Source organism: Actinoplanes sp. NPDC049265 (assembly GCF_043197135.1).
Classification (GTDB): Bacteria; Actinomycetota; Actinomycetes; order Mycobacteriales; family Micromonosporaceae; genus Actinoplanes.
This window is the reverse complement of sequence record NZ_JBICSP010000001.1, coordinates 116256-142861: the sequence shown is the minus strand read 5'-3', so window position 1 is coordinate 142861 and position 26606 is coordinate 116256. Positions and strand designations below refer to the sequence as shown.

Below are 26606 nucleotides of genomic sequence, written 5' to 3'. Positions count from 1 at the left end.
CGGGGCGGTGACCGGGGCGGGGCGGTGACCGGGGCGGGGCGGTGACCGGGGCGGGGCGGTGACCGGGGCGGGGCGGTGACCGGGGCGGGGCGGTGACCGGGGCGGGGCGGTGATCGAGGTGACACCGTGACGGGGCGACCGGGGTCACGCGGTGACGGAGGTCGCGCGGTGGCCCCGGCGTGGCGCGGCGACCGGGTGGGGCGGTGAGTTGCAGGACAACCCGGCGGTGGGGGCAGAGGGGGTGACCCACCACCGAGCCGGCGGGTGGGCCACGTGACCATCAGTCGGGCGTACCCGTCGAAGGGTTTATCGGGGTCACCCCATTGCGGACGCTCGGGTTGGTGGTCGGCTCCGGGTCATGGCCGATGACCTTGCGCTCGAGGGTGACCTCGGACCGGCCGGTGCCGCCCAGCTCGATGTCGTCGTAGGCCTTGAGCTGGTGCTGCTCGTCGAAGTAGAGGACCGACATCTGGATCGGGGTCGGTTCCTCCTTCTCCAGGCCGCGCAGGCCGGCGCCGCCGGTCGAACCCTCGACCATCAAGCGGGTGGCCATGATGTCGTCGGAAGCACCGTCCGGCGCGGGAGACGCCGAGCCGGCCGGCGGGACATCCGGCTTGGGGAGGATGCTCACCCGGCGCTGGTGCAGGTGGCCGGCCAGCACCAGCGGCACCGTGCCGGACAGGGGCGGGGCCATGGCCGGGTCGTGGACCATGGCCACGTCGACCCGGCCGTGCTCGGCCCCGACCGTGACGGCCAGCTGGGATCCGGCCAGGACCAGTGGGGACGGCATCGAACCGTCGGCGTTGCCGGCCTCCGGCGCGGGCTCGTTGCTCTTGTCGGGGGTGAACTCGGGGTCGCCGATTCCGGCGATGGTCAAGCCCTTGACCGTGGTCGTGGTGTTGTCCAGGACGCGGGCGTTGGTCTGGCGGCGGACCGCGGCCTCGGTGGCGACCGAGTCGTGGTTGCCTCGGGTGTAGATGTAGGGCACCCCGACCGACGGGATCTCCGAGACGTACGCGTCCTCCTGGCTGGACCCCCAGTCGACGATGTCGCCGGTGTCGACCACGGCGTCGATGTCGAACTGCTTCACCACGGTGCGGATGATGTCCCACGAGGCCGGGTTCAGGTGCAGGTCGGAGACGTGCAGGATGCGGGTGGAGGTGGCGTCCGGCTCGTACACGGGCAGGCTCGACACGGTCGCGTAGATGCGGCTGACGTTGCTGACGATCTGGGCCAGCTGGTCGGCGTAGCGGCCGTAGTTGTCGGCGATCCGTCGCGCGTCACCGACCACGGCGGGGGCGTTGACCAGCAGGCCCTCGTACCGCGGCTCGCTGATCGAGTCGGGTCGCAGGGTCCCAGCGGCCAGGCCCATGCTGCCCGCGGTGACCGCCAGCGACAGCATGCCGGACCAGGCCATCCGCCGTGAGCTGCGGAACACCAGCGCGGCCAGCAGCAGCGACGTCACCACCGACGCGCCGAGCGCGCGCAGTGCCAGCTTGACCACCCCGCGGGCGACGTCGTCGACCGCGCTCTGGCCGGCCGCGCTGATCGCGGTCGGGTCGTCGATCAGGGCCTCGGTGCGCTGCTGGTCGAGTGAACCCAGGTTGACCTTGAGGTGGATCGGGCCGGCGTGACTGTCCAGATGCAGCGAACCCAGCGGCGGGATGTCGACCTCGGTGCCGCCGGAGAACGACGGGCTCACCGACATCTCGGCGCGGAACGGGCCGACCGCCACCTCGGAGTGCGCCAGCAGGAGCGTGCCGACGACCGTGCCGATCAGACTGACCACGGCGATCGTGGCGCCCAATCGGAGTCGGCCGGCCCAGCGGCTGCGTAACGCGGGCCGCACGTACTTGTTCAGGACTGAGCGCATCAAGGGAAACCCTAGCTGCGGCCGGCGCCGCCGTCCGAGAAGACCAGGCGGACGATGCGGTCGTCGCCGGGTTTCGGTTCACCGCCGGGCTCCTGGTTGGAGGTGCTGGCCCAGAGCGAACCGTCCGGGCCGGCGACCAGGCCGCGCAACCGGCCGTACTCGTCCTTGAGCACCTCGCGCGGCTGCCCGATCAGGGTGCCGTTGCCGGTGACGCTGACCAGCCAGATCCGTTTGCCGGTGAGGCAGGCCGTGGCGATGGTGCGTTCCAGGACCGCCACGCCGGCGCACGACGAGTCGGCGATCGGCCAGCTGACCAGCGGGTTGGTGAACTTGGCGTCGGGGGAGTCGCCGTCGGCGGTGGGCCAGCCGTAGTTCTTGCCCTTGGTGATCACGTTCAGTTCGCCGCTGGCGTTCTGGCCGGTCTCGGTGGCGTACATCCGCTTGGCGCTGTCCCAGGCCAGGCCGAGCACGTCACGGTGACCGGACGACCAGATCAGCGATGTCTTGACCGGGTTGCCGGGGGCGGGCTTGCCGGCCGTGGTCATGCGCAGGATCTTGCCGCCGGTGCTCTTCGGGTTTTGTGCCAGCGAGCCGTCGTCGGTGGCGTCGGCCGTGGTGGCGTAGAGGAAGCCGTCCGGGCCGAAGGCGAGCTGGCCGCCGTTGTCCGAGTCGGAGCGGGGCAGGCCGGTCACGATCGGCGTGAGCTTGCCGCCGAGCTGGAACTTCGCGATGCGGTTGTCCTTGGCGGTGGTGTAGAAGACGTACGCGGTCTTGTCCTCGGCGTACTTGGGTGACACCGCGATGCCGAGCAGGCCGCCGTCACCGGCGCTGACCGGCTCGCTCAGCCGTTGCACCTCGGTGACCTTCAGGCCGTCGGCGTCCGACTCGGGGCCGATCCGCAGAATCCGGTGCGAGTCACGCTCTGTGACGAGCCCGCTGCCGTCGGGCAGGAACGCCATGCCCCACGGCACGTCCAGGCCCTTGGCCAGGACGGTGATCGCGACCTCCTGCTCGTCGTCGCCGCCGGGCCCGGTGGAACCGGACGGCGCGGACGGCGCGGGCAGGTTGGGCGGTTCGCCCGCGACATCCGGATCGGGCGGCCCGAACGCGCACGCCGACGTGACGGCCATCGTGGCGGCGAGCACAACGGCGGCGCCGCGGACGCGAGACGACATGGGGTCCAGCGTAGCCGCGCGCCGGAGCGGTTACCGGCGGTGACCCGTAGGGTTGGGGCCGTGAAGGTGTGGATTGCTCATGAGAAGGGGCGCGGCCTGCTCGGCGAGCTTCCGCGCGGAGTGGTCGTCGAGGTCTGCCCGGACGCCGGGTCGTTGCCCTCCGACCCGGCCGACGTCGAGTTCTGGGTGCCGCCCTTCCTGGCCGGCCCGGACGCCGCCGCGATGCTGTCCAAGCTCGGCCGCCTGCGGGTGGTTCAGCTGCTGTCGGCCGGGGCCGACGTCTGGATCGGGCGTACGCCGCCGCAGGTCACGCTGTGCGACGGGCGGGGTGTGCACGACCGGCCGATGGCCGAGTGGGTGGTGGGCGCGGCGGTCGCCATGATGCGCGAGTTCCCGGCGTTCGCCCGGGCGCAGGAGCGCGGCGAGTGGGCGTACGCCGACTACACGCCGACCCGCGAACTGACCGGTTCGCGCGTACTCATCGTCGGGGCCGGCTCCATCGGCGCGGCGATCGAACGCCACCTCGAGCCGTTCGACGTACGGATCACCCGGGTCGCCCGCACCGCCCGGCCGGAACAGGACGTGCACGGCGTCGAGGAACTGCCCCGGTTGCTCCCGCAGGCCGACGTGGTGGTGCTGATCGTGCCGCTGACCGAGTCGACGCGGGGGCTGGTCGACGCGGCGTTCCTGGCCGCCATGCCCGACGGCGCGCTGCTGGTCAACGGCGCCCGCGGCCCGGTGGTGGACACGGCCGCGCTGCTCACCGAGGTGGCGTCGGGCCGGATCTCGGCCGCCCTCGACGTGACCGACCCGGAACCGTTGCCGCCCGACCACCCGCTGTGGCGGCTCCCGAACGTCTTCATCACGCCGCACATCGGCGGAACGGTGCGCGGGATGATGCCGCGGGCGTACGCCCTGGCCGGCGACCAGCTGCGCCGGTACGCGGCCGGCCAGGAGCTGATCAATCAGGTGTCGGGGGACTACTGACCTCGTGGCCGGCCGCCGCCAGCACGGCCGGCAGGTTGACCGTGGTCACGCCGGTCAGCCGCAACACGCGGCCGTTGACCAGCAGGGCGGACACCCGGCCGCGCTCGTCGGGGGCCAGCTCGGTCACCTCGTCCCAGCCGACGGTGGTCGAGCCGAACAGGGCGCGGACCCGCAGCCGGTCGGGGTAGACGTCGGTGCCGGCCCGCAGGGCCCACACCAGCACGGCCAGCGGGATCAGGATGATCGGGGCCAGGGACCAGCGTGCGCCCGCGACCGGCATCGTGCCGACCAGCGCGATCACGGCGGCGACCAGAAGAGCGCCGGACTTCCGTACGCGTAGGGCTGGGCGGGTCACGGAACTCATCCTCGCACCTTGCCGATTCGGTCAGGATTTGCCCCCGACCGGGGTAAGACCTGGGTCTCCGGTTTGACCGCCGCCCGTCCATACCCGACGATCCGAACATGCAAAGGGTGATGACCGACCCGTAACCTGATCGGGGGATGTGCGTTACCCGATGCGGGTGCAGTGACCTCGCCGTTCGCGCGCCCCTACCCCTCGACTGACTGTGCTGGAGAACCACCGCCGTGGCATCGACCCGCTTCTACCCTGTGCCCAGCGCGGCCGCGCTCGTGCTGGTCGCGGGCGTCGCCGGGCTGATCGACCCGCTGCCCGCGCTGGCCGCCGGCGTCGGGGTGACCGCGCTGTGGGCGTTCGTCCTGCTGGCCTGGAAGTCGTTCCGGATGCACCAGGCGGCCGGCGGCGTGTTCGCCGAGTGCCGGGGCGCCGGGTTCGTCTCGCTGGGTGCGGTCTGCGCCGGGTTCACCGCGGTCGTGCCGCTGGTCGTCGACGGGCCCGCCACGCGGATAGTGACTGTCGGTCAGGGACTGAGTGCGCTGTTCTTCATCCTGGGGGCGATGCTGCTGCCCGGGGCGTCGGCCTCGATGCCGGTCCGGTTGCGGCGCGCCTTCGACGGTGTCGGCCTCGGCATCAGCCTCGCCTTCGCGGCCTGGCTGATCACGCCGATGAGCGACTCGACACCGACCGAACTCGGGTCGACGCTGTGCTCGGCGGCCGGGGTCGCGATCGTCGCGGTGTCCGTGGTGCGCTCCCGGCCGTACCGCCGGGCGGTCCTGATCTGCGGTGTCGGCGCGGTCGTGGCGCAGATCGGCATGTGCGTGATCGCCAACCTGCTCTCCTTCGGACACCTCGGCCCGCTGGTGCCGTTGTTCGCGCTGCCGGTGGTGGCTGGGCTCGCGATGAGCGCCTACGGTGGCACGCGCGGCAGCACGACCCCGCCGGTGTACGCGGACACGCGCGAACCCGACCAGTACCTGACCGGCTACCCGTTGCTGGCCGTCCCCGCCGCGATCGGCGTCATGGCCGCCGCCTACCACCTGATCACGGTGGGCTGGTTCGACCCGGTGGCGGTCGCGCTCGGCCTGACCATGGTCGGCATCCTCAGCCTCCGCGAGTTGCTCGTGGTCAGCGACATCCGGCGGTACGCGGGCCGGCTCAAGACCAAGGAGGCGCACTTCCGCTCCCTGGTCGCCGGGGCCACCGACCTGACCCTGGTGCTCAACGAGGACCTGGTCGTGACCTGGCAGTCACCGGCCGCCGCCCGCCTCTTCGGGCTGGAGGAGGACGAGGTCGTCGGCCGCAACTTCCGCGAGCTGATCCACCCCGACGACGTCGCCGAGGCGCAGCAGGTGATCCACTCGGTAATCGAGGGTGGGCACGAGGACGGGCCGCCGGCGCTGGTCAGCGCCCGGCTCAAGGACGGGCAGAAGGCCTGGCGCGACACCGAGTCCACGGTGTCCGACCAGCGGTCCGTGCCCGAGGTCGCCGCGCTGGTGGTGCATGTCCGCGACGTCGGCGAGCGGCGGCAACTGGAACGCAAGCTGCACCGGATGTCGTACACCGACCAGCTCACCGGCCTGGCCAACCGCCGGGCGCTGATGCGTGATCTGCTCGAGTACCGCCGCCGGCCCGGCCAGCAGGGCACCCTGCTGGTGATCGACCTGCACGGGCTGGCCGAGATCAACGACTCGAAGGGCCGGGAGACCGGGGACGCCGTGCTGATCGAGGTCGGCCGGCGTATCCGCGGCCTGCTCGGCGACGAGGACATGGCCGCCCGGCTCGGCGGTGACGAGTTCGCGGTGCTGACCGCGGACGGCGCGGTCCTGGCGTACGCCCTGGCCACCCGGATCGTCACCCTGCTGATGGAGCCCTACCAGCTGCCCGGCGTGATCGTCGAGCTGCACACCAGCGTCGGCCTGGCCGAACTGGCCGGCGGCGCCGACTCCGACGAGGTGATGCGCCACGCCGACCTGGCCCGCAGCCGCGCCCGCCAGCTCGGCCGGGACCGGGTCGAGTGGTACGACACCGACGTCGAGATCCAGCTGCACCGCCGGATGGACCTGGAACAGCAGCTGCTCGACGCGGCCGACAACGGCGAGCTCGACCTGGTCTACCAGCCGGTTGTCGGCCTCAGGGACCGGCAGCCGGTCGGTGTCGAGGCGCTGCTGCGCTGGCGGCACCCGAAACTGGGCACGATCATGCCGGCCGAGCTGCTGCCGATCGCCCGGGCCGTGGGTATCGCCGCCGAACTCGACGACTGGGTCCTGGACACCGCCTGCCACCAGCTCAACAACTGGGCCGGCGGCGAGTCCGACTTCTGGCTGTCGGTCAACGTCTCACCCAAGGAACTGCTGGCCGCCGGCTTCGCCGCCCGGGTCGAGAAGATCCTGCGCCGGCACCATCTGCCGCCGGAAAGGCTGGTCGTCGAGGTGGCCGAGACGTGGATCGCCGAGGACGTGCCGGCGATCGTGGCGTCCCTGGCCGGGCTGCGCAAGCTGGGGGTACGCGCGGCGCTGGACGACTTCGGTGCCGGCCACGCGTCCCTGTCCCACCTCCGGCGCCTGCCCGTCGACGTGCTGAAACTGGACCGCGTCCTGGTCAACACGCCGACCGAGGCGAACAGCGCGGCCGTCCTCGGCGTGGTGGTCAGCCTGGGCAAACGGCTCGGCCTGGAGATCGTGGCCAAGGGGCTGGAGACCGACGAGGAGATCACCCGCGCCCGTGAGGCCGGCTGCCTCTACGGTCAGGGTTTCGCGCTGGCCCGGCCGGCACCGGCCGAGCGCATCGAGGCGTACCTCGAGTCCCACCGCGCATCGCAGTCCTGAACTGTCAGGCCGGCGGCGCGGTGCTCCCGCGCGGGGTGAGGCGGGCCTGGGCCGCCTCGACGTTGCCGACCGGCTCACCCGCGATGGCCGCCAGCAGCTGACGGGCGGCCCGGGCCCCGTAGGTGGCGATGTCCCGGCTGAGCGCGGTCAGGGCCGGGTGCACGAGCCGGCACAGCGGCGAGTCGTCCCAGGCCACGATCGACAGTTCGGTGGGTACGCGCAGACCCATCTCCTGGGCCACGGCCAGCCCCGCGACGGCCATCACGTCGTTGTCGTAGATCACCGCCGTCGGCCGGTCGGCCCGCATCAGCAGCTGCCGGGTGGCCCGCCCGCCCTCCTCGCCGGTGTAGTCGGCGGGCAACGTCACCGCCGACTCGAACCCCAGCGACCGGCACACCTCGTCGAACGCCCGCCCCCGGGCCCGCGTGTGCAGCAGCTCGGGCATGCCGCTGACCCGCGCGATCCGCCGATGCCCGAGCGCGGCCAGGTAGCGCACCGCCTCGGCCACCGCTCCCGCGTCGTCCGACCAGACCTGGCTGATCGCTCCCGTCTCACCCGGCCCGCCGATCACCACCGCGGGCAACTGCAATTCCTGGAGTACGGGGATCCGCACGTCGCCGTCGCGCAGGTCGCTGACGAACACCCCGTCCACCCGGCGCTCGCCCCACCAGCGGCGGTAGACCTCGACCTCCTGCTCCGGGGAGTCCACCAGCTGCAGGGTGAGCGCGTACGACCGGGACGCCAGCTCGGCCTCGAACCCGCTGATCAGCCCCATGAAGAACGGCTCGACGCTGAGAATCCGGGCCGGCCGGCTGAGCGTCAGCCCGACCGCGGCCGCCCGCGCCCCCGACAGGGCCCGCGCCGCGCTGTTCGGGTTGAAGCCGATCTCGCGCGCGATCGCGATGATCCGTTGCCGGGTCGCCTCGGAGACCCCTGGCTGACCGTTCAGCGCATAGGACACCGCGCCCTTGGACACGCCCGCCCGCTCGGCGATGTCCGCGATAGTCGGCCGCTTCACAAACCCTCCAGACGCTCGCACGATACCCGGCTGCACAAGTTACTCGACAGCTAGTGATCACTTGACCGGTTAAGTGACCGGGTCATACTCCGTGCTCGTTTAATTAAGCTGGCAATTAGGTGACACTCCGCCTCTATTGACACGCCTCGGCGGGCCCCATACGGTCACTCTCACTTACGCGGTTCAGTAAGTCACCCCGACACGATCGGGGCCAGAGGTCCGTCGCCGGGCGCCCCACGTCTGTGGGGGCACGGGCGAGCTGGGGGGCGCGCCCGGGGGCGCCGGCGACGGGTCACAACCTCCCCTCCCACAGTGGTAGCCGAGCGCGCTGCCCCCACCCCAAGCACCGCCCGCCCCTACCACTGTCAGAGCCTGGTGGTGGCCGAGGTCGCGAAGTTTCGCCGGGGCTACCACTGCGAGGCCTGGTGGTAGCTGGGCGCGCTGTTTGTGCGGTGAGGGCCGCCCGGAGCTACCACTACCCGTCCAGAACGCCGGACCGGACCCGTCCAGAACGCCGGACCGGTCCCGCTCAGATGGCCGGACCGGTCGCGCTCGGAAGGATTACTCCGGGACCTTGCGGTAGGCGCCGTCGCTGGCGCTGGTGGCCATGGACGCGTAGGCGCGCAGCGCGGCCGACACCGGGCGCTGGCGGTCGGCCGGCGTGTAGGGGCGTGGGCGCGACGACTGGGCGGCGTGGCGGGTGGCCAGGTCGTCGTCGGAGACGTTCAGGGTGATGCTGCGGCCGGGGATGTCGATGGTGATCTCGTCGCCGGTCTCGACCAGGGCGATCAGGCCGCCGGAGGCCGCCTCGGGGGAGATGTGGCCGATAGACAGGCCCGAGGTGCCGCCGGAGAAGCGGCCGTCGGTGATCAGGGCGCACGCCTTGCCCAGGCCGCGGCCCTTCAGGAACGACGTGGGGTAGAGCATTTCCTGCATGCCGGGGCCGCCGCGCGGGCCCTCGTAGCGGATGACCACCACGTCGCCCTCGACCACCTGCTTGCCGAGGATGCCGTCGACGGCGGCGTCCTGGCTTTCGAAGACGCGGGCGGGGCCGGTGAACTTCCACAACTCCTCGGCCACACCGGCGGTTTTGACCACGCAGCCGTCGGGGGCCAGGTTGCCGAAGAGGATGGCCAGGCCGCCGTCGGCGGTGTAGGCGTGCTCGACCGAGCGGATGCAGCCCTCGACCGGATCGGTGTCGAGCGTCGCCCAGCGGTTGGACGTGGAGAACGGCTGGGTGGTGCGGACGCCGCCGGGGGCCGCGTGGAAGAGCTCGAGCGCCTCGGCTGACGTCTTGCCGCTGCGGATGTCCCAGGCGTCGAGCCACGAGGTCAGGTCGGTGGAGTGCACCGAGCGGACGCCGGTCTTGAGCGCGCCGCCGCGGTTGAGCTCGCCGAGCAGGGCGGGGATGCCGCCGGCGCGGTGCACGTCTTCCATGTGGTATTTCGGGCTGTTGGGGGCGACCTTGGACAGGCACGGCACGCGGCGGGAGACGGCGTCGATGTCGGAGACCTGGAAGTCGAGCTCGGCCTCGCGGGCGGCGGCCAGCAGGTGCAGCACCGTGTTGGTGGAGCCGCCCATGGCCACGTCGAGGGCGACCGCGTTCTCGAAGGCGTCGCGGGAGGCGATGGCCCGGGGGAGCACCGACTCGTCGTCGTTGTCGTAGTAAGAGCGGGCCAGATCGACGATCAGGGCACCGGCCCGCTCGAAGAGCGCCTTGCGGGCGGCGTGCGTGGCCAGCGTCGAGCCGTTGCCGGGCAGGGCCAGGCCGATCGCCTCGGTCAGGCAGTTCATCGAGTTGGCGGTGAACATGCCCGAGCAGGAGCCGCAGGTCGGGCAGGCCGAGCGCTCGATGGTGTCGAGCTGGGCGTCGGTGACGTTTTCGTTGGCGCTGGCGCTCATCGCGTCGACCAGGTCGAGCTTCTCGTGCACGACGCCCTCGATGGCGATCGTCTTGCCGGCCTCCATCGGGCCGCCGGAGACGAAGACCGTGGGGATGTTGAGCCGGAGCGCGGCGATCAGCATGCCGGGGGTGATCTTGTCGCAGTTGGAGATGCAGACCAGGGCGTCGGCGCAGTGCGCGTTCACCATGTATTCCACCGCGTCGGCGATGAGCTCGCGGCTGGGCAGGGAGTAGAGCATGCCGCCGTGGCCCATCGCGATGCCGTCGTCGACCGCGATGGTGTTGAACTCGCGCCCGACCCCGCCCGCCGCGGCCACCGACTCGGCGACCAGGCCGCCCATGTCCTTGAGGTGGACATGCCCGGGTACGAACTGGGTGTAGCTGTTGGCGATGGCCACGATCGGCTTGCCGAAGTCGTCGTCCGTCATGCCGGTGGCGCGCCACAGGGCGCGCGCGCCGGCCATCGTCCGACCGTGGGTCGAGGTCCGGGAGCGCAGTTCAGGCATCCCTACAGTCTGCCACCGGCCGTCGGGAACCGGAGCTGTGGTCCACAGCACGGGACACGAGGGCGTAAAAACAGCAGACTCCCCAAACGGTCGAAGATCCGGCACAGTGTTCCCGTGCACTCACCGTCCGGCGTGGAGCCGGCCGGGCTGGCGGCTCTGGTGGTCGCCGTCCCGGCCGTCGCCCTGCTGGCGCGATCCGGGCGCCAGCACACCGGCGCGGCCCGGCGGGCCTATCAGGTGCTGGCCCTGGGCGGGGCGACAGTGGCCGCGGCGGCGCTGGCCGGTCTGCTCTCGGCGATCCTCACGCCGCACGATCCGGCCGAGGGCAACCGGGTGGCACTGGCGGGCGGGATCGCCGCCGCGATGGCGCTGGGTACGGGCACCCTGCTGACCGGCACCCTGCTGCTGCCGGGTTCGGCCCAGCGCCGCGGCACCCTGCTGCGGAACCTGACCGACGCCGGCATCGCCGGGTCCGCGCTCTGGGTCGTCGGCTGGGTCCTGCTGGCCCGGCCGACGCGTCTGCTCGGCGACCACACGCCCGCCGCCTGTTTCGCGGTGCTGCTCCCGGCGGCGGTGACCGCGCTGGCGATCGGGCTGACCGCGGTGCTCGCCCTGCACGCACACCGGCCGCGGGTGGGCACGGTACGCGTCTCGCTCGGCGTCAGCCTGGTCGCGGTGGCGGCGCTGCTGCTGTCCAGCGGCGTGTGCACGCACGGCGGCCTGGCCATGATCACCGGCGCGGTGCTGCTCCCGGCCGGCCTGTTCGTCATCGCCCGCGCCGTGCTCCTGGTCAACCGCCCGGTGCAGGTCGTGCGGGACGTGACCCAGCGGGGCAACGCGTTCGCCTTCGTGCCGGTGGTGGGCACCATGGTGGCCGGCTTCTTCCACGTGTCCCGGGGTGGCGAGATCGACCTGGCCGGGTTCGGAGCGATGAGCGTGGAGGCCATGCTCCTGGTCACCCGGCAATACCTGGCGCTCACCGACGTCCGGAGCTGGACGTTGCGGCTGAAGGAGAGCGAGGAGCATTTCCGCGAGCTGGCGCACACCGATCCGCTGACCGGGCTGGCCAACCGTCGCGGGCTGGTGCGGGCGCTGCGCGAGCCGGACCCGGCGGGCCGGTCCAAGTTCCTGGTCGGCATCGACCTGGACGGTTTCAAGAACGTCAACGACATGCGCGGCCACGACGTCGGCGACGCGGTGCTGGTCGAGGTGGGCGACCGGCTGCGGCGCAACCTGCTGGCCGGTGACGTGCCGGCCCGGCTCGGCGGCGACGAGTTCGCGGTGCTCATGCACGCCTCCCCGGACGAGGCCATGCTGGCGGCCAAGCGGCTGCTGGCCGTGCTGGGTGAGCCGTACGAGGTGGACGACGGTTCGGTCTTCCTGTCGGCCAGTGTGGGCGTGGCCGGGCATCCCGCCCCGGACGACACCGGCGAGCTGATGCGCGACGCCGACCTGGCGTTGCGTTACGCCAAGCAGCGGGGAAAAAATCGGGTCGAGAAGTACGAGGTCCGGTACGACGAGCTGCTCCGCCGCCGCAGCACGCTGGAGAACGAGCTCCGCCACGCGATCGACCGGGACCAGCTCCGGCTGGTCTTCCAGCCCGTGGTGGCGTTGCCGTCGATGCGTCCGGTCGGCGCCGAGGCCTTGCTCCGCTGGCACCATCCCACGCTGGGCAACGTACGCCCGGACGAGTTCATCCCGGTGGCCGAGGAGTCCGGTCTGATCAACCGCCTCGGGCAGTGGGTGCTGCGGCAGGCGTGCATGCAGCTCTCGGAGTGGCTGACCCAGGGCCACGACGTCTGGGTGTCGGTCAACCTGTCGCCCAAGGAGCTGCACGCGGCCGACTATCCGGGCCAGGTCGCGGACGTGCTGAACGAGGTCGACGTGCCGGCCCAGCGGCTGGTGCTGGAGGTGACCGAGCACGCCGTCGCCACCGATGTCGAGGAGCTGGTCCGGCGGCTGGGCGAGCTGCGGGCGACCGGGGTGCGGATCGCGCTGGACGACTTCGGCGCCGGCTATTCGTCGCTGGGCCAGTTGCGGACGCTGCCGGTGGACATCCTGAAGATCGACCAGCGGCTGGTGAACGAGCCGGAGTCGCGTACCGGGACGGCCGCGCCGCTGGTCGACGTGGTGGTGCGGCTGGGTCACCGGCTCGGCCTGGAGGTGCTGGCCGAGGGCATTCAGACGCCGGCCCAGCGGGTGCTGGTCGAGGAGGCCGGCTGCCGGCTGGGTCAGGGCTCGCTGTTCGGCTGGGGAGTTCCGGCCGAACATCTGGAGGCGCAACTTCGCAATCTGCGTACGCCGATAGCGCCGAAACCGATTCCCGCACCCCGCACCGCGCCTCCGCCGGGGGCCACCGCACGCAGCCAGGTCGTCGTCCTCGGACCGGGAATGCGGCAGCTCAGAGCCCTTCTGCCGGCCGAGCAGAAGGCCGAGCCACCAGCGGGTGATCAGAATGTGGGATCAGTTGACTCACCGCGTGAGATGGGGCAGGGTTAACGACATGTGCCGGTCCATCCGAGTACTTAGTTGAGCGCGCTGCCCCTGACCCCAAGAGGTTGAGCAGTGCGCTAGGTCCCGTGCAGTCAATGCACAGGGCCTTTTTTGTTGCTCGGAACTTGATCACCTACTCGAATCGAAGGCCTGTGCGATGACGAGACCACCCACGCCCGAGACCATGGCCCACCGACCCAGCCCCGCCACCGTGGCCGCCGCCGCCGCGCATCACGGCGGGGTAGCGGCCGGCCCGGTTGCGACCACCGGAGCCGGATCCCTCGTCCGGTCGCTGGAGGCCCTCGGCGTCGAGGTGGCCTTCGGCATCCCGGGCGGGACGATCCTTCCCGCGTACGACCCGCTCTTCGACTCCAAGGTCCGGCACATCCTGGTCCGGCACGAGCAGGGCGCGGGTCACGCGGCCACCGGTTACGCGCAGGCCACCGGTCGGGTCGGCGTCTGCATCGCCACCTCCGGTCCGGGCGCGACCAACCTGGTGACGGCGATCGCGGACGCGTACATGGACTCGGTCCCGATCGTGGCCATCACCGGCCAGGTCTCCCGGCCGGCCATCGGCACGGACGCCTTCCAGGAGGCGGACATCCAGGGCATCACGCTGCCGATCACCAAGCACAACTTCCTGATCCAGGAGCCCGAGGAGATCCCGCGGATCATCGCCGAGGCGTTCCACCTGGCGGCCACCGGTCGGCCCGGCCCGGTCCTGGTCGACATCCCCAAGGACGTGCAGCAGGCGGCGACGACCTTCGCCTGGCCGCCCACGCTGGACCTGCCCGGCTACCGCCCGACGCTGCACCCGCACGGCAAGCAGATCCGCGAGGCGGCCAAGCTGATCGCCCAGGCCCGGCGGCCGGTCCTGTACGTCGGCGGCGGCGTCCTCAAGGCCGGTGCCACCGACGGGCTGCGCAAGCTGGCCGAGCTGACCGGCATGCCGGTGGTCACCACGCTGATGGCGCTGGGCGCGTTCCCCGACTCGCACGAGCAGCACCTGGGCATGCCCGGCATGCACGGCACCGTTCCGGCGGTGTACGCCCTGCAGAAGTCCGACCTGCTGGTCGTGCTGGGCGCCCGCTTCGACGACCGGGTGACCGGCGCGCTCGACTCGTTCGCGCCTGACGCCAAGGTGGTGCACGCCGACATCGACCCGGCCGAGATCGGCAAGAACCGCCACGCCGACGTCCCGATCGTGGGCGACGCCCGGCACGTGATCGACGAGCTGATCGCCGCCGTGTCCGGCCACGCGGGCGGCGCCGACTCGTACCAGGCCTGGTGGAAGACCTTGAGGGAACTGCAGGAGCGTTACCCCCTGGGGTACGACGAGCCGGACGACGGTTCGCTCTCGCCGCAGTACGTGATCGAGCGGATCGGCAAGCTGGTCGGCCCGGACGCGATCTACACCGCGGGCGTGGGTCAGCACCAGATGTGGGCCTCGCAGTTCATCTCCTTCGAGAATCCGGGCACCTGGCTCAACTCCGGCGGCGCCGGGACCATGGGGTACGCCGTGCCCGCGGCGATGGGCGCCAAGGTCGGCAAGCCGGACACCGCGGTGTGGGCGATCGACGGCGACGGCTGCTTCCAGATGACCAACCAGGAGCTCGCCACCTGCGCGCTGGAGGGCATCCCGATCAAGGTGGCCGTCATCAACAACGGCAACCTGGGCATGGTGCGCCAGTGGCAGACCCTGTTCTACGAGGGCCGCTACTCCAACACCGAGCTGGGTACGCACAAGCACCGCATCCCCGACTTCGTGAAGCTGGCCGAGGCGCTGGGCTGCATCGGGCTGCGCTGCGAGTCCAAGGACGACGTGGACAAGACCATCAAGGCCGCGATGGAGATCAACGACGCCCCGGTGGTCATCGACTTCACCGTCGGCAAGGACGCGATGGTCTGGCCGATGGTCGCGGCCGGCACCAGCAACGACGAGATCATGTTCGCCCGGGACGTCCGTCCCGAGTTCGAGGAGGACGACCTTTAGTCATGACCAACCGCACCGAGCGGCACCCGGCCGCACATGACAACGGCGTCGCAGGCGAGGGCCAGGCGGGCATGACGAAGGAGGCTCAGTGACCAACAAGCACACGCTGTCGGTGCTGGTCGAGAACAAGCCGGGCGTGCTGGCCCGGGTCAGCGGGTTGTTCTCGCGGCGCAGCTTCAACATCGACTCCCTGGCGGTCGGCGAGACGGAGAACCCGGACGTCAGCCGCATCACGATCGTGGTCAACGCCGACTCCTCACCCCTGGAGCAGGTGACCAAGCAGCTCAACAAGCTGGTGAACGTCCTGAAGATCGTGGAGCTGGATCCGCAGCAGTCGGTCCAGCGTGAGCTCCTGCTGGTCAAGGTGCGCGCCGATCGTGCGCAGCGGGCCCAGGTGCTGGAGACCGTCGAGCTCTTCCGCGCGAAGGTGATCGACGTCGCTCCGGACACCCTCACCATCGAGGCGACCGGGAACCCCGACAAGCTGGACGCGCTGCTGCGTGACCTCGAGCCGTACGGGATCAAGGAAATGGTCCAGTCCGGGCTCGTGGCCATCGGCCGCGGTTCCCGTTCCATCACGACCGGCCCGGCGCTCCGCGCCGCCTAGCCAGACCTAGGAGTAAGAAAGAAATGACCGCGGAAGTTTTCTACGACGACGACGCCGACCTCTCGATCATCCAGGGCCGGAAGGTCGCGGTGATCGGGTTCGGCAGCCAGGGCCACGCGCACTCGCTGTCGCTGCGCGACTCCGGCGTCGACGTCGTGGTCGGCCTGAAGGAGGGCTCGAAGAGCCGGGCCAAGGCCGAGGAGCAGGGCCTGACCGTGCGTACGCCGGCCGAGGCGTCGGAGTGGGCCGACGTGATCATGGTGCTCGCGCCGGACACCGCGCAGCGCAAGATCTACGCCGAGTCGATCGCGCCGCACCTGTCCGCGGGCAAGGCGCTGTTCTTCGGGCACGGCCTCAACATCCGGTTCGAGCTGATCAAGCCGCCGGCCGACGTGACGGTGGCCATGGTCGCCCCCAAGGGCCCGGGTCACCTGGTCCGCCGCCAGTACGTGGACGGCAAGGGCGTGCCCTGTCTGGTCGCCGTCGAGCAGGACCCGACCGGCGAGGGCCAGGCGCTCGCGCTGTCCTACGCGAAGGCGATCGGTGGCGCCCGGGCCGGAGTCATCAAGACCACCTTCAAGGAGGAGACCGAGACCGACCTGTTCGGTGAGCAGGCGGTGCTCTGCGGTGGCACGGCGGCGCTGGTGCAGACCGGCTTCGAGGTGCTGACCGAGGCCGGGTACGCCCCGGAGATCGCCTACTTCGAGTGCCTGCACGAGCTCAAGCTGATCGTCGACCTGATGTACGAGGGCGGCATCTCCCGGATGCGCTACAGCATCTCCGACACGGCCGAGTTCGGTGACTACACGCGCGGCCCGCGGGTGATCGACGGCCGGGTCAAGGAGGAGATGAAGAAGATCCTCTCCGAGATCCAGTCCGGCGCGTTCACCAAGGAGCTGATCGCGGACGACGACAACGGCGGCCCGCTGCTGACGAAGTACCGCGAGGAGGGCGCGAGTCACCCGATCGAGGTGACCGGAAAGAAGCTCCGCGACATGATGTCGTGGGTCGACCGCCCGATCACCGAGACCGCCTGAATCACCGCGCTTCGAAGCACCCGGCCGGAACGTTCCGGCCGGGTGCTTTGTGTTACCGATCGACTACCTGAAACGCGCGGGTTACGTGCCTTTTACCTGATCAGCACCGTTAACAAATGGTCGACTAGCTAGCCTCCCCGTATGCGACTGGCTGACTCTTTCCGGAGTGAGCGCTTCGGCGCGGTCCGGATTCATGAGCTGCAACGGGTGATCGAGCTCGACTCGGGCGCCCTGGCCGATGCCGGTCGGCCTGGGGTCTCGACGGGTTCCCGGATTGTCGGTCCGGACGCGTTGCGAGCGATCGAGACCCAATTGGTCATCGTCGTTCCCTGTATGAACGAGACCCGGAGTGTCATCGAGGGGGTGCTCTCCGGAATTCCGCACGATTGTCTGATCGTGCTCGTTTCCAACAGCGACCGTGGACCGGTCGACCGCTACGAGATCGAGGCGCAGACGGTCGAGCAGTTCTGCCGGCTGGCCGGTCGGTCGGCGATCACCGTGCATCAGCGGGATCCCGGGGTGGCGGCCGCGTTCAAGGCGGCCGGCATGGACGAGCTGATCGACGACGCCGGCCTGGTGCGGGCCGGCAAGGGCGAGGCGATGCTGGTCGGCATGGCCCTCGCCGCGATGACCGGGCGGAAGTACGTCGGCTACGTGGACGCCGACAACTACGTGCCCGGCGCGGTCCAGGAGTACTGCAAGGCGTACGCCGCCGGGCTGCACCTGGCCGAGTCCCCGTACTCGATGGTCCGGATCTCCTGGCACTCGAAGCCCAAGCTCCGCGACGGCCGGCTCTTCTTCAGCCGCCGCGGCCGCAGCTCGGAGGTCACCAACGAGTGGCTCAACCGCTTCGTGGCCGAGTACTCGAACTTCGGCACCGAGGTGATCGCCACCGGCAACGCCGGCGAGCACGCGATGAGCCTGGAGCTGGGTCTCAAGCTGCGGCTGGCCGGCGGGTTCGCGGTCGAACCGTACGAGTACGTCGACCTGTTCGAGCAGTTCGGCGGCATCCTGGAGAGCCCGCACCCGGAGGTGATGGCCAGCTCCGTCCCGGTGCTGCAGATCGAGACGCGCAACCCGCACTTTCACGACAACAAGGGCGAGGAGCACGTACAGGGCATGCGGATGCAGGCGCTCAACGTGCTCTACCACTCGCAGATCACGCTGCCGGCGGTGCGGCAGGCCATCCTGGACTTCATGGTGGCCCAGGGCGCGCTGCAGGTCGGGCAGGAGCCGCCGCGTGAGCGGACCTACCCGCCGGTCGAGACCTTAGCACTCGACCTGCTGTATGACGCACTGGACGCCGAGGCGCAGTCCTTCCGGCAGCTGGACGGGCTGGTGGCCGAGCCGCCGATCGTGCGTGAACGGATTCCGGCCTGACTCTCACATGTGACGGCGGTCACTCCTTTTCAACGGTGTGACCGCCGTCATGCGTACCATCCGGGAAATTGGCGGTTACGGATGGAGACGCTTTGACTACTCCCGTCGTACTGATCGCCGAGGAGCTGGCCCCCGCCGCCCTCGACGTGCTCGCCCAGGACTTCGACGTACGCCACGTGGACGGCACCGACCGGCCGGCCCTGCTGGCCGCACTGGCCCAGGCCGACGCCGTGATCGTCCGCAGCGCCACCCAGATCGACGCCGAGGCGATCGCCGCCGCGTCCGGCCTGAAGGTGGTGGCCCGGGCCGGCGTCGGGCTGGACAACGTGGACGTGCCGGCCGCCACCGCCCGCGGCGTCATGGTGGTGAACGCGCCCACCTCGAACATCGTCTCGGCCGCCGAGCAGGCCGTCGCGCTGCTGCTGGCGGTGGCCCGGCACACCGCCAGCGCCAGCGCCGCGCTGAAGGCGGGCGAGTGGAAGCGGGCCCGGTACACCGGCGTCGAAGTGCAGGGCAAAACCGTCGGCGTGGTCGGGCTGGGCCGGATCGGCGTGCTGTTCGCCCAGCGCATGGCCGCGTTCGGCACCCGGCTGATCGCCTACGACCCGTACGTGCAGCCGGCCCGCGCCGCCCAGCTCGGCGTGCGCCTGGTCGGGCTGGACGAGCTGCTGCGGGAGAGCGATTTCATCTCGGTGCACCTGCCGCGTACGCCCGAGACGGTCGGTCTGATCGGCGAGCGTGAGCTGGCCACGGTGAAGCCGGGCGTACGCATCGTCAACGCCGCCCGCGGCGGCCTGATCGACGAGCAGGCGCTGGCCGACGCGCTGGCCGAGGGCCGGGTGGCCGGGGCCGGCATCGACGTGTACGTGAAGGAGCCGACCACCTCGTCCCCGCTCTTCGCCTTCGACAACGTGGTGGTCACACCCCACCTGGGCGCGTCGACGGCCGAGGCCCAGGACAAGGCCGGCCTGTCCGTGGCCCGCAGCGTCGCCCTGGCCCTGCAGGGCGAGTTCGTGCCCGACGCGGTCAACGTCCGCGCCGCCGGCGTCGTCGACGAGGACGTGCGGCCGCTGCTGGCCCTGGCCGAAAAGCTCGGCCGCGTCTTCACCGCGGTCGCCGGCGGGGTCGCGGCCGAGGTCACCGTCGAGGTCCGCGGCGAGGTCGCCACCCACGACGTGTCGGTGCTGCGCTTGGCCGCGGCCAAGGGGATCTTCGCGTCGGTGGTGGAGGAGCGGGTCACCTACGTCAACGCGCTGCAACTGGCCGCCGACCGGGGCGTCGAGGTCTCGCTGGCCGCGCTCGACGAAGCGATCGACCACGACAATCAGGTGTCGCTGCACGGGGCGCTGCCGGACGGGCGCCGGGTCTGCGTGACCGGCATGGTGACCGTGGCCGGGGCGCGGGAGATCCGCCGGATCACCGCGGTGGACGGCTTTGACGTCGAGCTCGGCGCCGACGGGGTCCTGCTGTTCTTCCGGTACGCCGACAAGCCCGGCGTGGTCGGCGCGATCGGAACGCTGCTGGGCGGGCATGGCGTGAACATCGCCGCCATGCAGGTGGCCCGGCGCTCGGCCGGCGGCGAGGCGCTGATGACCCTGACCGTCGACTCGTCCGTGGACGCCGAGATCCTCTCGGCCGCGGCGGCGGCCATCGGCGCCTCCCACGCCAGCGCCGTCGACCTGCGCGGCGAATAGCCGCTCAAACGCGGCCCGGGGTCGCCAGGCGGCCGGGCTCCTCCCGCCCTCGACCGGTGGTAGTCCAGGGCGCCGGCGCGCCGTCTCTGGCTATCACTCCACCCGGCGGTCGTAGATCGAGGCCGGTGGGAGGTGATACGCCGGTGTGCTCAGAGCAAGGGGCCTTGCTCTGAGCACAAATTTGCATCGGGGTCGGTCAGCGGGTCTTCACGGGAGGGGGATAGACCGTGCCGTCCTGGAGGTCGAGCAGGTCGAGGTTCAGTTCGCCGGCCAGCTTCTCGATGCGTTCGAGGACCGCGTCGGGGCAGTTCTCGTCGAGGCGCATCTTGATGTGGTCGGCTGCGGCATGCAGCGGGGCGCTGGCCCAGGGGGTGCCGGGCGCCTGGGCCTGGGGTCCCCGATCGGGATATTCCCCGGTCAGGGCGTCATAGAAGGCGACGACGCGGGGGTCGGCGGGCCGCTGCGGATGCTCGCCGCGCGCGCACCGGGCGTTGGCCGCCCGCACCGCGTCCGGCATATCCGTCTTGTCCATTGCCCACACCACGAGGTCGAAACTCACCGGCGCATGGTGCCATACCGCCCGTCGCATCCGTTGATTGTTGCGCCGACACGCGGTGGATGCGTCTTGCGCGTTATTAGTCCGCATAGCTAGCGTTGGTGACGCCGTACCACGCCGCGGGCGCGTCTTCGGGTGACGTTCCTGCTGCTCGCGTGCGGCTAGCACCCCCGGCGGGCGCGAGCCACGCGTTTTCGTCGTCACAACCCCCGCGATCGATGCCGCGATCGACGGGGGTTGTGTTTTTTGCGGCCAAGTCAAACTGAACGTCCATTAAGTGGGACCAGCCGACCGAAGATCGGGACACCCCGCTAATGTTCTTCCCGTCGGAGCGGACTCGTAGGGAGCAGAACGTGAGCGTGGCGCGGATCGCGGTGGTGGCCGGGGACGGCATCGGGACCGAGGTGACCACGCAGGCGCGCAAGGTGGTCGACGCCGTTCTGCCGGGGGTCGAGTGGTCCGATTACGACCTGGGCGCCCGCCTCTACAACCGCACCGGCGAGGTCCTCCCGCAGACGGTCGAGGACGAGCTGGCCGGCCACGACGCCATCCTGCTGGGCGCGATCGGCGACCCGAGCGTGCCGCCCGGCGTCCTCGAGCGCGGCCTGCTGCTCAAGCTGCGGTTCGACTTCGATCAGTACGTCAACCTGCGGCCCAGCAAGCTCTGGCCGGGCACGACCAGCCCGCTGGCCGGCATGAAGCCGGGCGAGATCGACATGGTCTGCGTACGCGAGGGCACCGAAGGTCTCTACGTCGGTGCCGGCGGCGTCCTGCACAAGGACACCCCGGCCGAGATCGCGACCGAGGAGAGCCTGAACACCCGGCACGGCGTCGAGCGCGTCGTCCGGGACGCCTTCGCCCGCGCCCAGCGCCGCGAGCGCCGTCATCTCACCCTGGTGCACAAGACCAACGTGCTGACCAAGGCGGGCAGCCTGTGGTCGCGCACGTTCCAGGCCGTGGCCCAGGAGTTTCCCGAGGTCACGACCGAATACCAGCACATCGACGCGGCTGCCATGTTCATGGTGAGCAACCCGCAGCGATACGACGTGGTGGTGACCGACAATCTCTTCGGTGACATCCTCACCGACATCGCCGCCGCGGTGACCGGCGGCATCGGCATGGCGGCCAGTGGTTCCGTCAACCCGGAGCGGGCCTACCCGTCCACCTTCGAGCCCGTGCACGGTTCGGCGCCGGACATCGCCGGCCAGGGCATCGCCGACCCGGCGGCGGCCATCCTCTCCGCGGCTCTGCTGCTCGAGCATCTCGGGCACGACGACGCCGCCCGCCGAGTATCCGAGGCGGTCGCGGCCGAGGTCGCGTCCCGCACGCCGGGCGCGCCGCTGCGTACCGCCGAGGTCGGTGACCGGGTCGCCACCGCGGCCTGACCTTCCCTTCCGCGCCACATCTCACCTCGGACGGTCTGTTTTAACGACCGTTCGGGTATCTTCGTGCACACAAAATCTTTTAAGAAAGCAGGTCACGTGCCATGACTGGTGGTGACAGCAACCTCGACTTCGAGATCCGCCGAAACAGCGCGCCGGTGAGCGACGTGGACCGGGCGGCGTTATTGGCGAATCCCGGCTTCGGCCGGATCTTCACGGACCACATGGTCACCATCCGCTACGCCGAGGGCAAAGGCTGGTTCGAGGCCCGCGTCGAGGCGCGCGCCCCGATCCCGATGGACCCGGCGACGGCGGTGCTGCACTACGCCCAGGAGATCTTCGAGGGCATGAAGGCGTACAAGCTGGCCGACGGCGGCGTGGCGCTGTTCCGGCCGGACGCCAACGCCGCCCGGTTCGTCGACTCGGCCCGGCGGATGGCCATGCCGGCGCTGCCCGAGGCGACCTTCCTGGAGGCGCTGGGCCAGCTCGTCACCGTCGACCGGGACTGGATCCCGCAGGACCCGGAGGGCAGCCTCTACCTGCGCCCGTTCGCGTTCGCGACCGAGGCCTTCCTCGGTGTGCGGCCGTCCAACGAGTACCTGCACGTGGTGATCGCCTCGCCGGTGGGCGCCTACTTCCCCGGTGGGGTCAAGCCGGTGACGGTGTGGGTCACGCCCGACTACACCCGGGCGGCGCCCGGCGGCACCGGCGCGGCCAAGTGCGGCGGCAACTACGCGGCCGGGCTGGCGGCGCAGGCCGAGGCGGCCGAGCACGGCTGCGCCCAGGTGGTCTACCTGGACGCGGTGGAGCAGAAGTACGTCGACGAGCTCGGCGGCATGAACGTGGTGCTGGTGCTCGACGACGGCCGCCTGGTCACCCCGCCGCTGACCGGCACGATCCTGCCGGGCATCACCCGCGACTCGATCCTGAAACTGGCGCAGCGGGCCGGCCGGGCGGTCGAGGAACGGCCGATCAGCATGGACGAGTGGCGCGACGGGGCCACGTCGGGCCGGGTGCGCGAGGCGTTCGCCTGTGGCACGGCCGCCGTGATCACCCCGATCGGCACCGTTCGGTCGGCCGACGGCGAGTTCACCGTGGCCGACGGCGGGGCCGGCGAGGTCACCATGGCGCTGCGCCAGGAACTGGTGGACATCCAGCGCGGCCGGGCCGAGGACACCTTCGGCTGGGTCCACCGCATCTTCTAGGATTTTTCGAGCAGGTGGTCGCGCATGGTGGCCACCTGCTCGACGGTCAGCCCGATCGTGCGCGCGTAGCTCTCCACCGAGCCGTGCCGGGCACGCAGGTCGGTGAGGAACAGCAGCATCGCCGCGACCGGTGAGTCGAACATGTGCTCGTTGCCCTCGACCGCGGTCGGGTTGGTCTTGAGCAGGTACTCCACCAGGCCCCGCATCGAGGTCGTGGTCAGCGCGTAGTCGGCGGCGATGTCCTCGTCCGAGACGCCGAGCAGCCCGAGCGCCAGAGCCAGGGTGACGCCGGTGCGGTCCTTGCCGGCCATGCAGTGCACGACCACCGGCGCCGCCTGCGGGTCGGCGATCAGGCTGAGCGCACCGCGCAGCGCCTCGTGCCCGTCCTCGGCGAAGTTCAGGTAGCGGTCGGCCAGCCAGCGTTCGTGGTCGACGCCGTCGGGGTGCGGCACGTCGTCCCAGTCGACGTGGCGCAACGGCAGGTTCTGGTAGCTCAGTCCCTCGTACTCGCGGATCCGGCCGTGTTCCACGATCTCGAATTCTCGCCGCAGGTCGATCACGGTGCGCACGCCCAGGGCGGCGTAGGTCTCCCAGTCCGGTCCGTCGGTCAGCCGGTGCAGCGCGTCGGCCCGGAACAGCCGCCGCCAGCGCACGGTGCGCCCGTCCAGCCCGGCGTAACCGCCGACGTCACGGAAGTTGTAGGTCGAAGTGAAGGACACATTCCGGGGGTACGAAAGGTCGGCCACACGAACGAACCTAGTCCCGAAAGGTGGAACAACGCTTCCCACGGCGACGAACGGTGGCACACTTCATCCCGTGACCCACCTCGTGCTCATTATTGGCACCCAGCGCGCCGGCTGACTCTGACTCGCCGACGCGCAGACCTCCCGCATCCGCGGGGGGTCTTTTTGTTGGGCCACCAACTGAGCCTGATCCAAAATCGCCCCCGAAAGGAACCTTCGCCATGGACTACCAGGTCTTCGACACGACGCTCCGCGACGGCGGGCAGCGCGAGGGCATCAGCTACTCGGTCGTCGACAAGCTCGCGGTCGCGAAGCTGCTGGACGAGTTCGGCGTCGGGTTCATCGAGGGCGGCTGGCCGGGCGCGATGCCCAAGGACACCGAGTTCTTCCGCCGGGCCCGGACCGAGCTCGACCTCAAGCACGCAGTGCTGGTGGCGTTCGGCGCGACCCGCAAGGCCGGCGTCGACGTGGCCGCCGACAAGCAGGTCCAGGCGCTGCTGGACGCCGAGACGCCGGTCGTGTGCGTGGTCGCCAAGTCGGACATCCGGCACGTCGAGCGGGCCCTGCGCACCACCGGCGACGAGAACCTGGCCATGGTCCAGGACACCGTGCGGCACCTGGTCGCCAACGGCCGCCGCGCGTTCGTCGACTGCGAGCACTTCTTCGACGGTTTCCGGTACGACCCGGCGTACACCGCCAGCGTGGTCCGTGCCGCCATCGACGCCGGCGCCGAGCGGGTCATCATGTGTGACACCAACGGCGGCATGCTCCCGTCGATGGTCACCAAGGCCATCACCGAGGTCGTCGAGCGCACCGGGGTCAGCCCCGAGCAACTCGGCATCCACTGCCAGAACGACACCTCGTGCGCGGTGGCCAACACGGTCGCCGCGGTCGAGGCCGGGGTCAAGCATTTCCAGTGCACCGCCAACGGTTACGGCGAGCGCCCCGGCAACGCCGACCTCTTCGCCGTCGTGGCGAACCTGCAACTGAAGCTCGGGCTGAAGGTCCTACCGGACGGATGCCTGGAGAAGGCGACGCGGGTCTCCTCCGCGCTCGCCGAGATCGCCAACATCGCCCCCGACACCCACCAGGCCTACGTCGGGGCCGCGGCATTCGCTCACAAGGCGGGGCTGCACGCGAGCGCGATCAAAGTGGATCCGCTGCTCTACAACCACGTCGACCCGTCGGTGGTGGGCAACGACATGCGGATCCTGGTGACGGAGATGGCCGGCCGGGCCAGCATCGAGCTCAAGAGCCGTGAGCTCGGGCTGGACCTGGCCGGCCACCCGGACACCCTGTCCGCCGTGACCAACCAGGTCAAGGACCTGGAGGCCGGAGGATGGTCTTTCGAAGCCGCCGACGCGAGCTTCGAGCTGCTGGTACGGGGGGCGCTGCCGGGTGAGGGCTTCAGCCGGCCGTTCTCGCTGGAGTCGTACCGGGTGCAGACCGAGCACCGCGAGGACGGCACGGTGGTCTCCGAGGCCACCGTCAAGGTAAAGGTCCGCGGCGAGCGGATGATCACCACGGCTGAGGGGAACGGCCCGGTCAACGCCCTCGACGAGGCGTTGCGGAAGGCGCTGACCGGGCACTACGAGGAGCTCCGGAACTTCGAGCTGGCCGACTACAAGGTGCGCATCCTGGAGGGCTCGCACGGCACCGGGGCGATCACCCGGGTGCTGGTCGAGACCACCGACGGGCAGCGGGACTGGACCACGGTCGGCGTGCACGAGAACGTCGTCGAGGCCTCCTGGCACGCGCTGGTCGACGCGCTCACCTACGGTCTCGCGGTGCGGACGACGGCTCAGGCCGCCGGCACGGTCAGCGAGGCGTAGATCGACCGGTGATCGGTCCGGGGTACGCCGTGCACCCGCACGTCGCGTACCCCGATCCGTTTGTCGACCAGCACGTGGTCGATGGTCACCGGGGGCAGTGGGGCGCCGCCGTACGGGCCCCACGTGCCGACCAGGCCCTGGCCCGTGGCGGCGGCCGCGTCCCGGTAGCCGCCCCGGGCGATCAGCTCGCGCAGGGCGTGGTGGTCGAGCGTCGAGTTGAAGTCGCCGAGCAGGACGCGGGGCGGGCCGTTCGGGCCGGTTCTCGGCTCGGCCGCCAGGTCGCCGCGCCAGCTGTCCAGGACGTCGACCGCGTACGGGGCCAGCGGATGCGCCGACTCCACGACGATCGGGCCGGCCCCGGGCGGCGTGATCGTCGCGTACGCCTGCCAGAAGCCGCCGCCGTTACGCCGCGCCCCCGGCGCCGTGACCGGGAAGCGTGAGTAGACCGCCGAGCCGGACGCGCCCCACCGCGCCGCCACCGACGAGTAGGGCAGCAGCGCGGTCAGCCCGGCCGCCTCGAGCCGGCCCTGGATCGACGGCGTGAACTCCTGCAGCGCCAGCACCGCCACGTCCTGCTCACGGACCAGCTTGACCAGCGCGTCCGCGTCCGCGCCGCCGAGCTCGACGTTCGAGGACATGATCCGCAGCGGCACGCCGGTGGCCGGGCCGGTGTCCCGGTCGGTCAGCACCCGCGGCAGGATGGCCACCACCAGCAGCGCGGTGGCCACCACGGCGACGGCCGCACCCAGCCAGCGCCGGGTCAGCAGCGCGATCAGGGCCGGGACGGCCGACCAGGCCGCCGCGTACGTGGTGAACGCGAACAGCTGCACGAGCGCGCCGCTCTCCCAGCCGCCGAACCGCAGCACCGACCACACCGCCGTCGGCAGCAGGAGCAGCCACACCAGCACGGTCACGCCGGCCCGCTTGCGGTGGCGGCGGGCGGTCCCGGACGGCCGCGCGCTGGTGATCGTCATGCCGCCGACGGTATCCGGCCCCGGCTACCACCAGGAAATACTCGCGGCCCAGGTCACAGCGTCCG

Annotated in this window: 19 protein-coding genes; 11 read left to right on the top strand and 8 right to left on the bottom strand. The window is 70.9% G+C overall.

The features are described from left to right. Positions 1-280: 280 nt before the first annotated feature. Positions 281-1873 (bottom strand): metallophosphoesterase, encoded by a 1593-nt coding sequence (locus ACGFIO_RS00675; RefSeq protein ID WP_392820218.1) that lies wholly within the window; start codon positions 1871-1873, stop codon positions 281-283. 11 nt (positions 1874-1884) lie between these two features. Beyond that, positions 1885-3048, bottom strand: a complete 1164-nt coding sequence (locus tag ACGFIO_RS00670) for a PQQ-dependent sugar dehydrogenase (protein WP_392820216.1) — start codon at positions 3046-3048, stop codon at positions 1885-1887. 60 nt (positions 3049-3108) lie between these two features. Here ACGFIO_RS00670 and ACGFIO_RS00665 point away from each other — a divergent pair, with 60 nt between their 5' ends. Then, positions 3109-4035 (top strand): 2-hydroxyacid dehydrogenase, encoded by a 927-nt coding sequence (locus tag ACGFIO_RS00665; RefSeq protein ID WP_392820213.1) that lies wholly within the window; start codon positions 3109-3111, stop codon positions 4033-4035. Here ACGFIO_RS00665 and ACGFIO_RS00660 read toward each other — a convergent pair. Next, positions 4010-4399: a PH domain-containing protein gene (locus ACGFIO_RS00660; protein WP_392820210.1), complete on the bottom strand. Its 390-nt coding sequence runs from the start codon at positions 4397-4399 to the stop codon at positions 4010-4012. The two genes, ACGFIO_RS00665 and ACGFIO_RS00660, sit on opposite strands and share 26 nt — an antisense overlap. 221 nt (positions 4400-4620) lie before the next feature. On the opposite strand from ACGFIO_RS00660, the gene ACGFIO_RS00655 reads away from it, so the two are divergent. After that, positions 4621-7218, top strand: coding sequence for a putative bifunctional diguanylate cyclase/phosphodiesterase (locus ACGFIO_RS00655; protein ID WP_392820207.1), 2598 nt, complete (start codon positions 4621-4623; stop codon positions 7216-7218). A gap of 4 nt (positions 7219-7222) precedes the next feature. Here the strand turns inward: ACGFIO_RS00655 and ACGFIO_RS00650 are convergent, their stop codons facing one another. Further along, positions 7223-8236 carry a LacI family DNA-binding transcriptional regulator gene (locus ACGFIO_RS00650; RefSeq protein ID WP_392820205.1) on the bottom strand — a complete coding sequence of 338 codons (1014 nt, stop codon included), beginning with the start codon at positions 8234-8236 and terminating at the stop codon, positions 7223-7225. A gap of 561 nt (positions 8237-8797) precedes the next feature. Beyond that, entirely contained in the window at positions 8798-10645 is a 1848-nt protein-coding gene (gene ilvD / locus ACGFIO_RS00645; protein WP_392820203.1) for a dihydroxy-acid dehydratase, read from the bottom strand. 114 nt (positions 10646-10759) lie between these two features. Between ilvD and ACGFIO_RS00640 the strand changes: the two genes are divergently transcribed. The 6 genes from ACGFIO_RS00640 (at position 10760) to serA (ending at position 19849) form a co-directional block, all read left to right on the top strand. Continuing rightward, the gene (locus tag ACGFIO_RS00640; protein ID WP_392820201.1) at positions 10760-13144 is read left to right on the top strand and encodes a putative bifunctional diguanylate cyclase/phosphodiesterase; all 2385 of its coding nucleotides are present in this window, start codon (positions 10760-10762) and stop codon (positions 13142-13144) included. A gap of 151 nt (positions 13145-13295) precedes the next feature. Next, the gene (locus ACGFIO_RS00635; protein WP_392820198.1) at positions 13296-15131 is read left to right on the top strand and encodes an acetolactate synthase large subunit; all 1836 of its coding nucleotides are present in this window, start codon (positions 13296-13298) and stop codon (positions 15129-15131) included. 88 nt (positions 15132-15219) lie between these two features. Then, complete coding sequence (gene ilvN, locus ACGFIO_RS00630) at positions 15220-15738, top strand: acetolactate synthase small subunit (RefSeq protein WP_392820196.1); 519 nt, start codon at positions 15220-15222, stop codon at positions 15736-15738. Positions 15739-15761: 23 nt separating this feature from the next. Further along, positions 15762-16775: a ketol-acid reductoisomerase gene (ilvC, locus tag ACGFIO_RS00625; RefSeq protein WP_392820193.1), complete on the top strand. Its 1014-nt coding sequence runs from the start codon at positions 15762-15764 to the stop codon at positions 16773-16775. Between the two features lie 141 nt (positions 16776-16916). Next, positions 16917-18155: a mannosyl-3-phosphoglycerate synthase gene (gene mpgS, locus ACGFIO_RS00620; protein WP_392820191.1), complete on the top strand. Its 1239-nt coding sequence runs from the start codon at positions 16917-16919 to the stop codon at positions 18153-18155. A gap of 92 nt (positions 18156-18247) precedes the next feature. Then, positions 18248-19849 carry a phosphoglycerate dehydrogenase gene (gene serA / locus ACGFIO_RS00615; RefSeq protein WP_392820188.1) on the top strand — a complete coding sequence of 534 codons (1602 nt, stop codon included), beginning with the start codon at positions 18248-18250 and terminating at the stop codon, positions 19847-19849. Positions 19850-20045: 196 nt separating this feature from the next. On the opposite strand, the gene ACGFIO_RS00610 is transcribed toward serA, so the two are convergent. Beyond that, positions 20046-20381, bottom strand: coding sequence for a hypothetical protein (locus ACGFIO_RS00610; RefSeq protein WP_392822508.1), 336 nt, complete (start codon positions 20379-20381; stop codon positions 20046-20048). Positions 20382-20758: 377 nt separating this feature from the next. On the opposite strand from ACGFIO_RS00610, the gene ACGFIO_RS00605 reads away from it, so the two are divergent. Further along, entirely contained in the window at positions 20759-21790 is a 1032-nt protein-coding gene (locus tag ACGFIO_RS00605) for a 3-isopropylmalate dehydrogenase (protein ID WP_392820186.1), read from the top strand. Positions 21791-21891: 101 nt separating this feature from the next. Further along, positions 21892-22992 carry a branched-chain amino acid aminotransferase gene (locus tag ACGFIO_RS00600; protein ID WP_392820184.1) on the top strand — a complete coding sequence of 367 codons (1101 nt, stop codon included), beginning with the start codon at positions 21892-21894 and terminating at the stop codon, positions 22990-22992. Here ACGFIO_RS00600 and ACGFIO_RS00595 read toward each other — a convergent pair. Next, positions 22989-23711, bottom strand: coding sequence for a tyrosine-protein phosphatase (locus ACGFIO_RS00595; RefSeq protein WP_392820181.1), 723 nt, complete (start codon positions 23709-23711; stop codon positions 22989-22991). The two genes, ACGFIO_RS00600 and ACGFIO_RS00595, sit on opposite strands and share 4 nt — an antisense overlap. A 245-nt stretch (positions 23712-23956) precedes the next feature. Here ACGFIO_RS00595 and cimA point away from each other — a divergent pair, with 245 nt between their 5' ends. Beyond that, positions 23957-25567: a citramalate synthase gene (cimA, locus tag ACGFIO_RS00590; RefSeq protein ID WP_392820178.1), complete on the top strand. Its 1611-nt coding sequence runs from the start codon at positions 23957-23959 to the stop codon at positions 25565-25567. Here cimA and ACGFIO_RS00585 read toward each other — a convergent pair. Beyond that, positions 25537-26541 (bottom strand): endonuclease/exonuclease/phosphatase family protein, encoded by a 1005-nt coding sequence (locus ACGFIO_RS00585; protein ID WP_392820176.1) that lies wholly within the window; start codon positions 26539-26541, stop codon positions 25537-25539. The genes cimA and ACGFIO_RS00585 overlap by 31 nt on opposite strands. Positions 26542-26606: the final 65 nt, after the last annotated feature.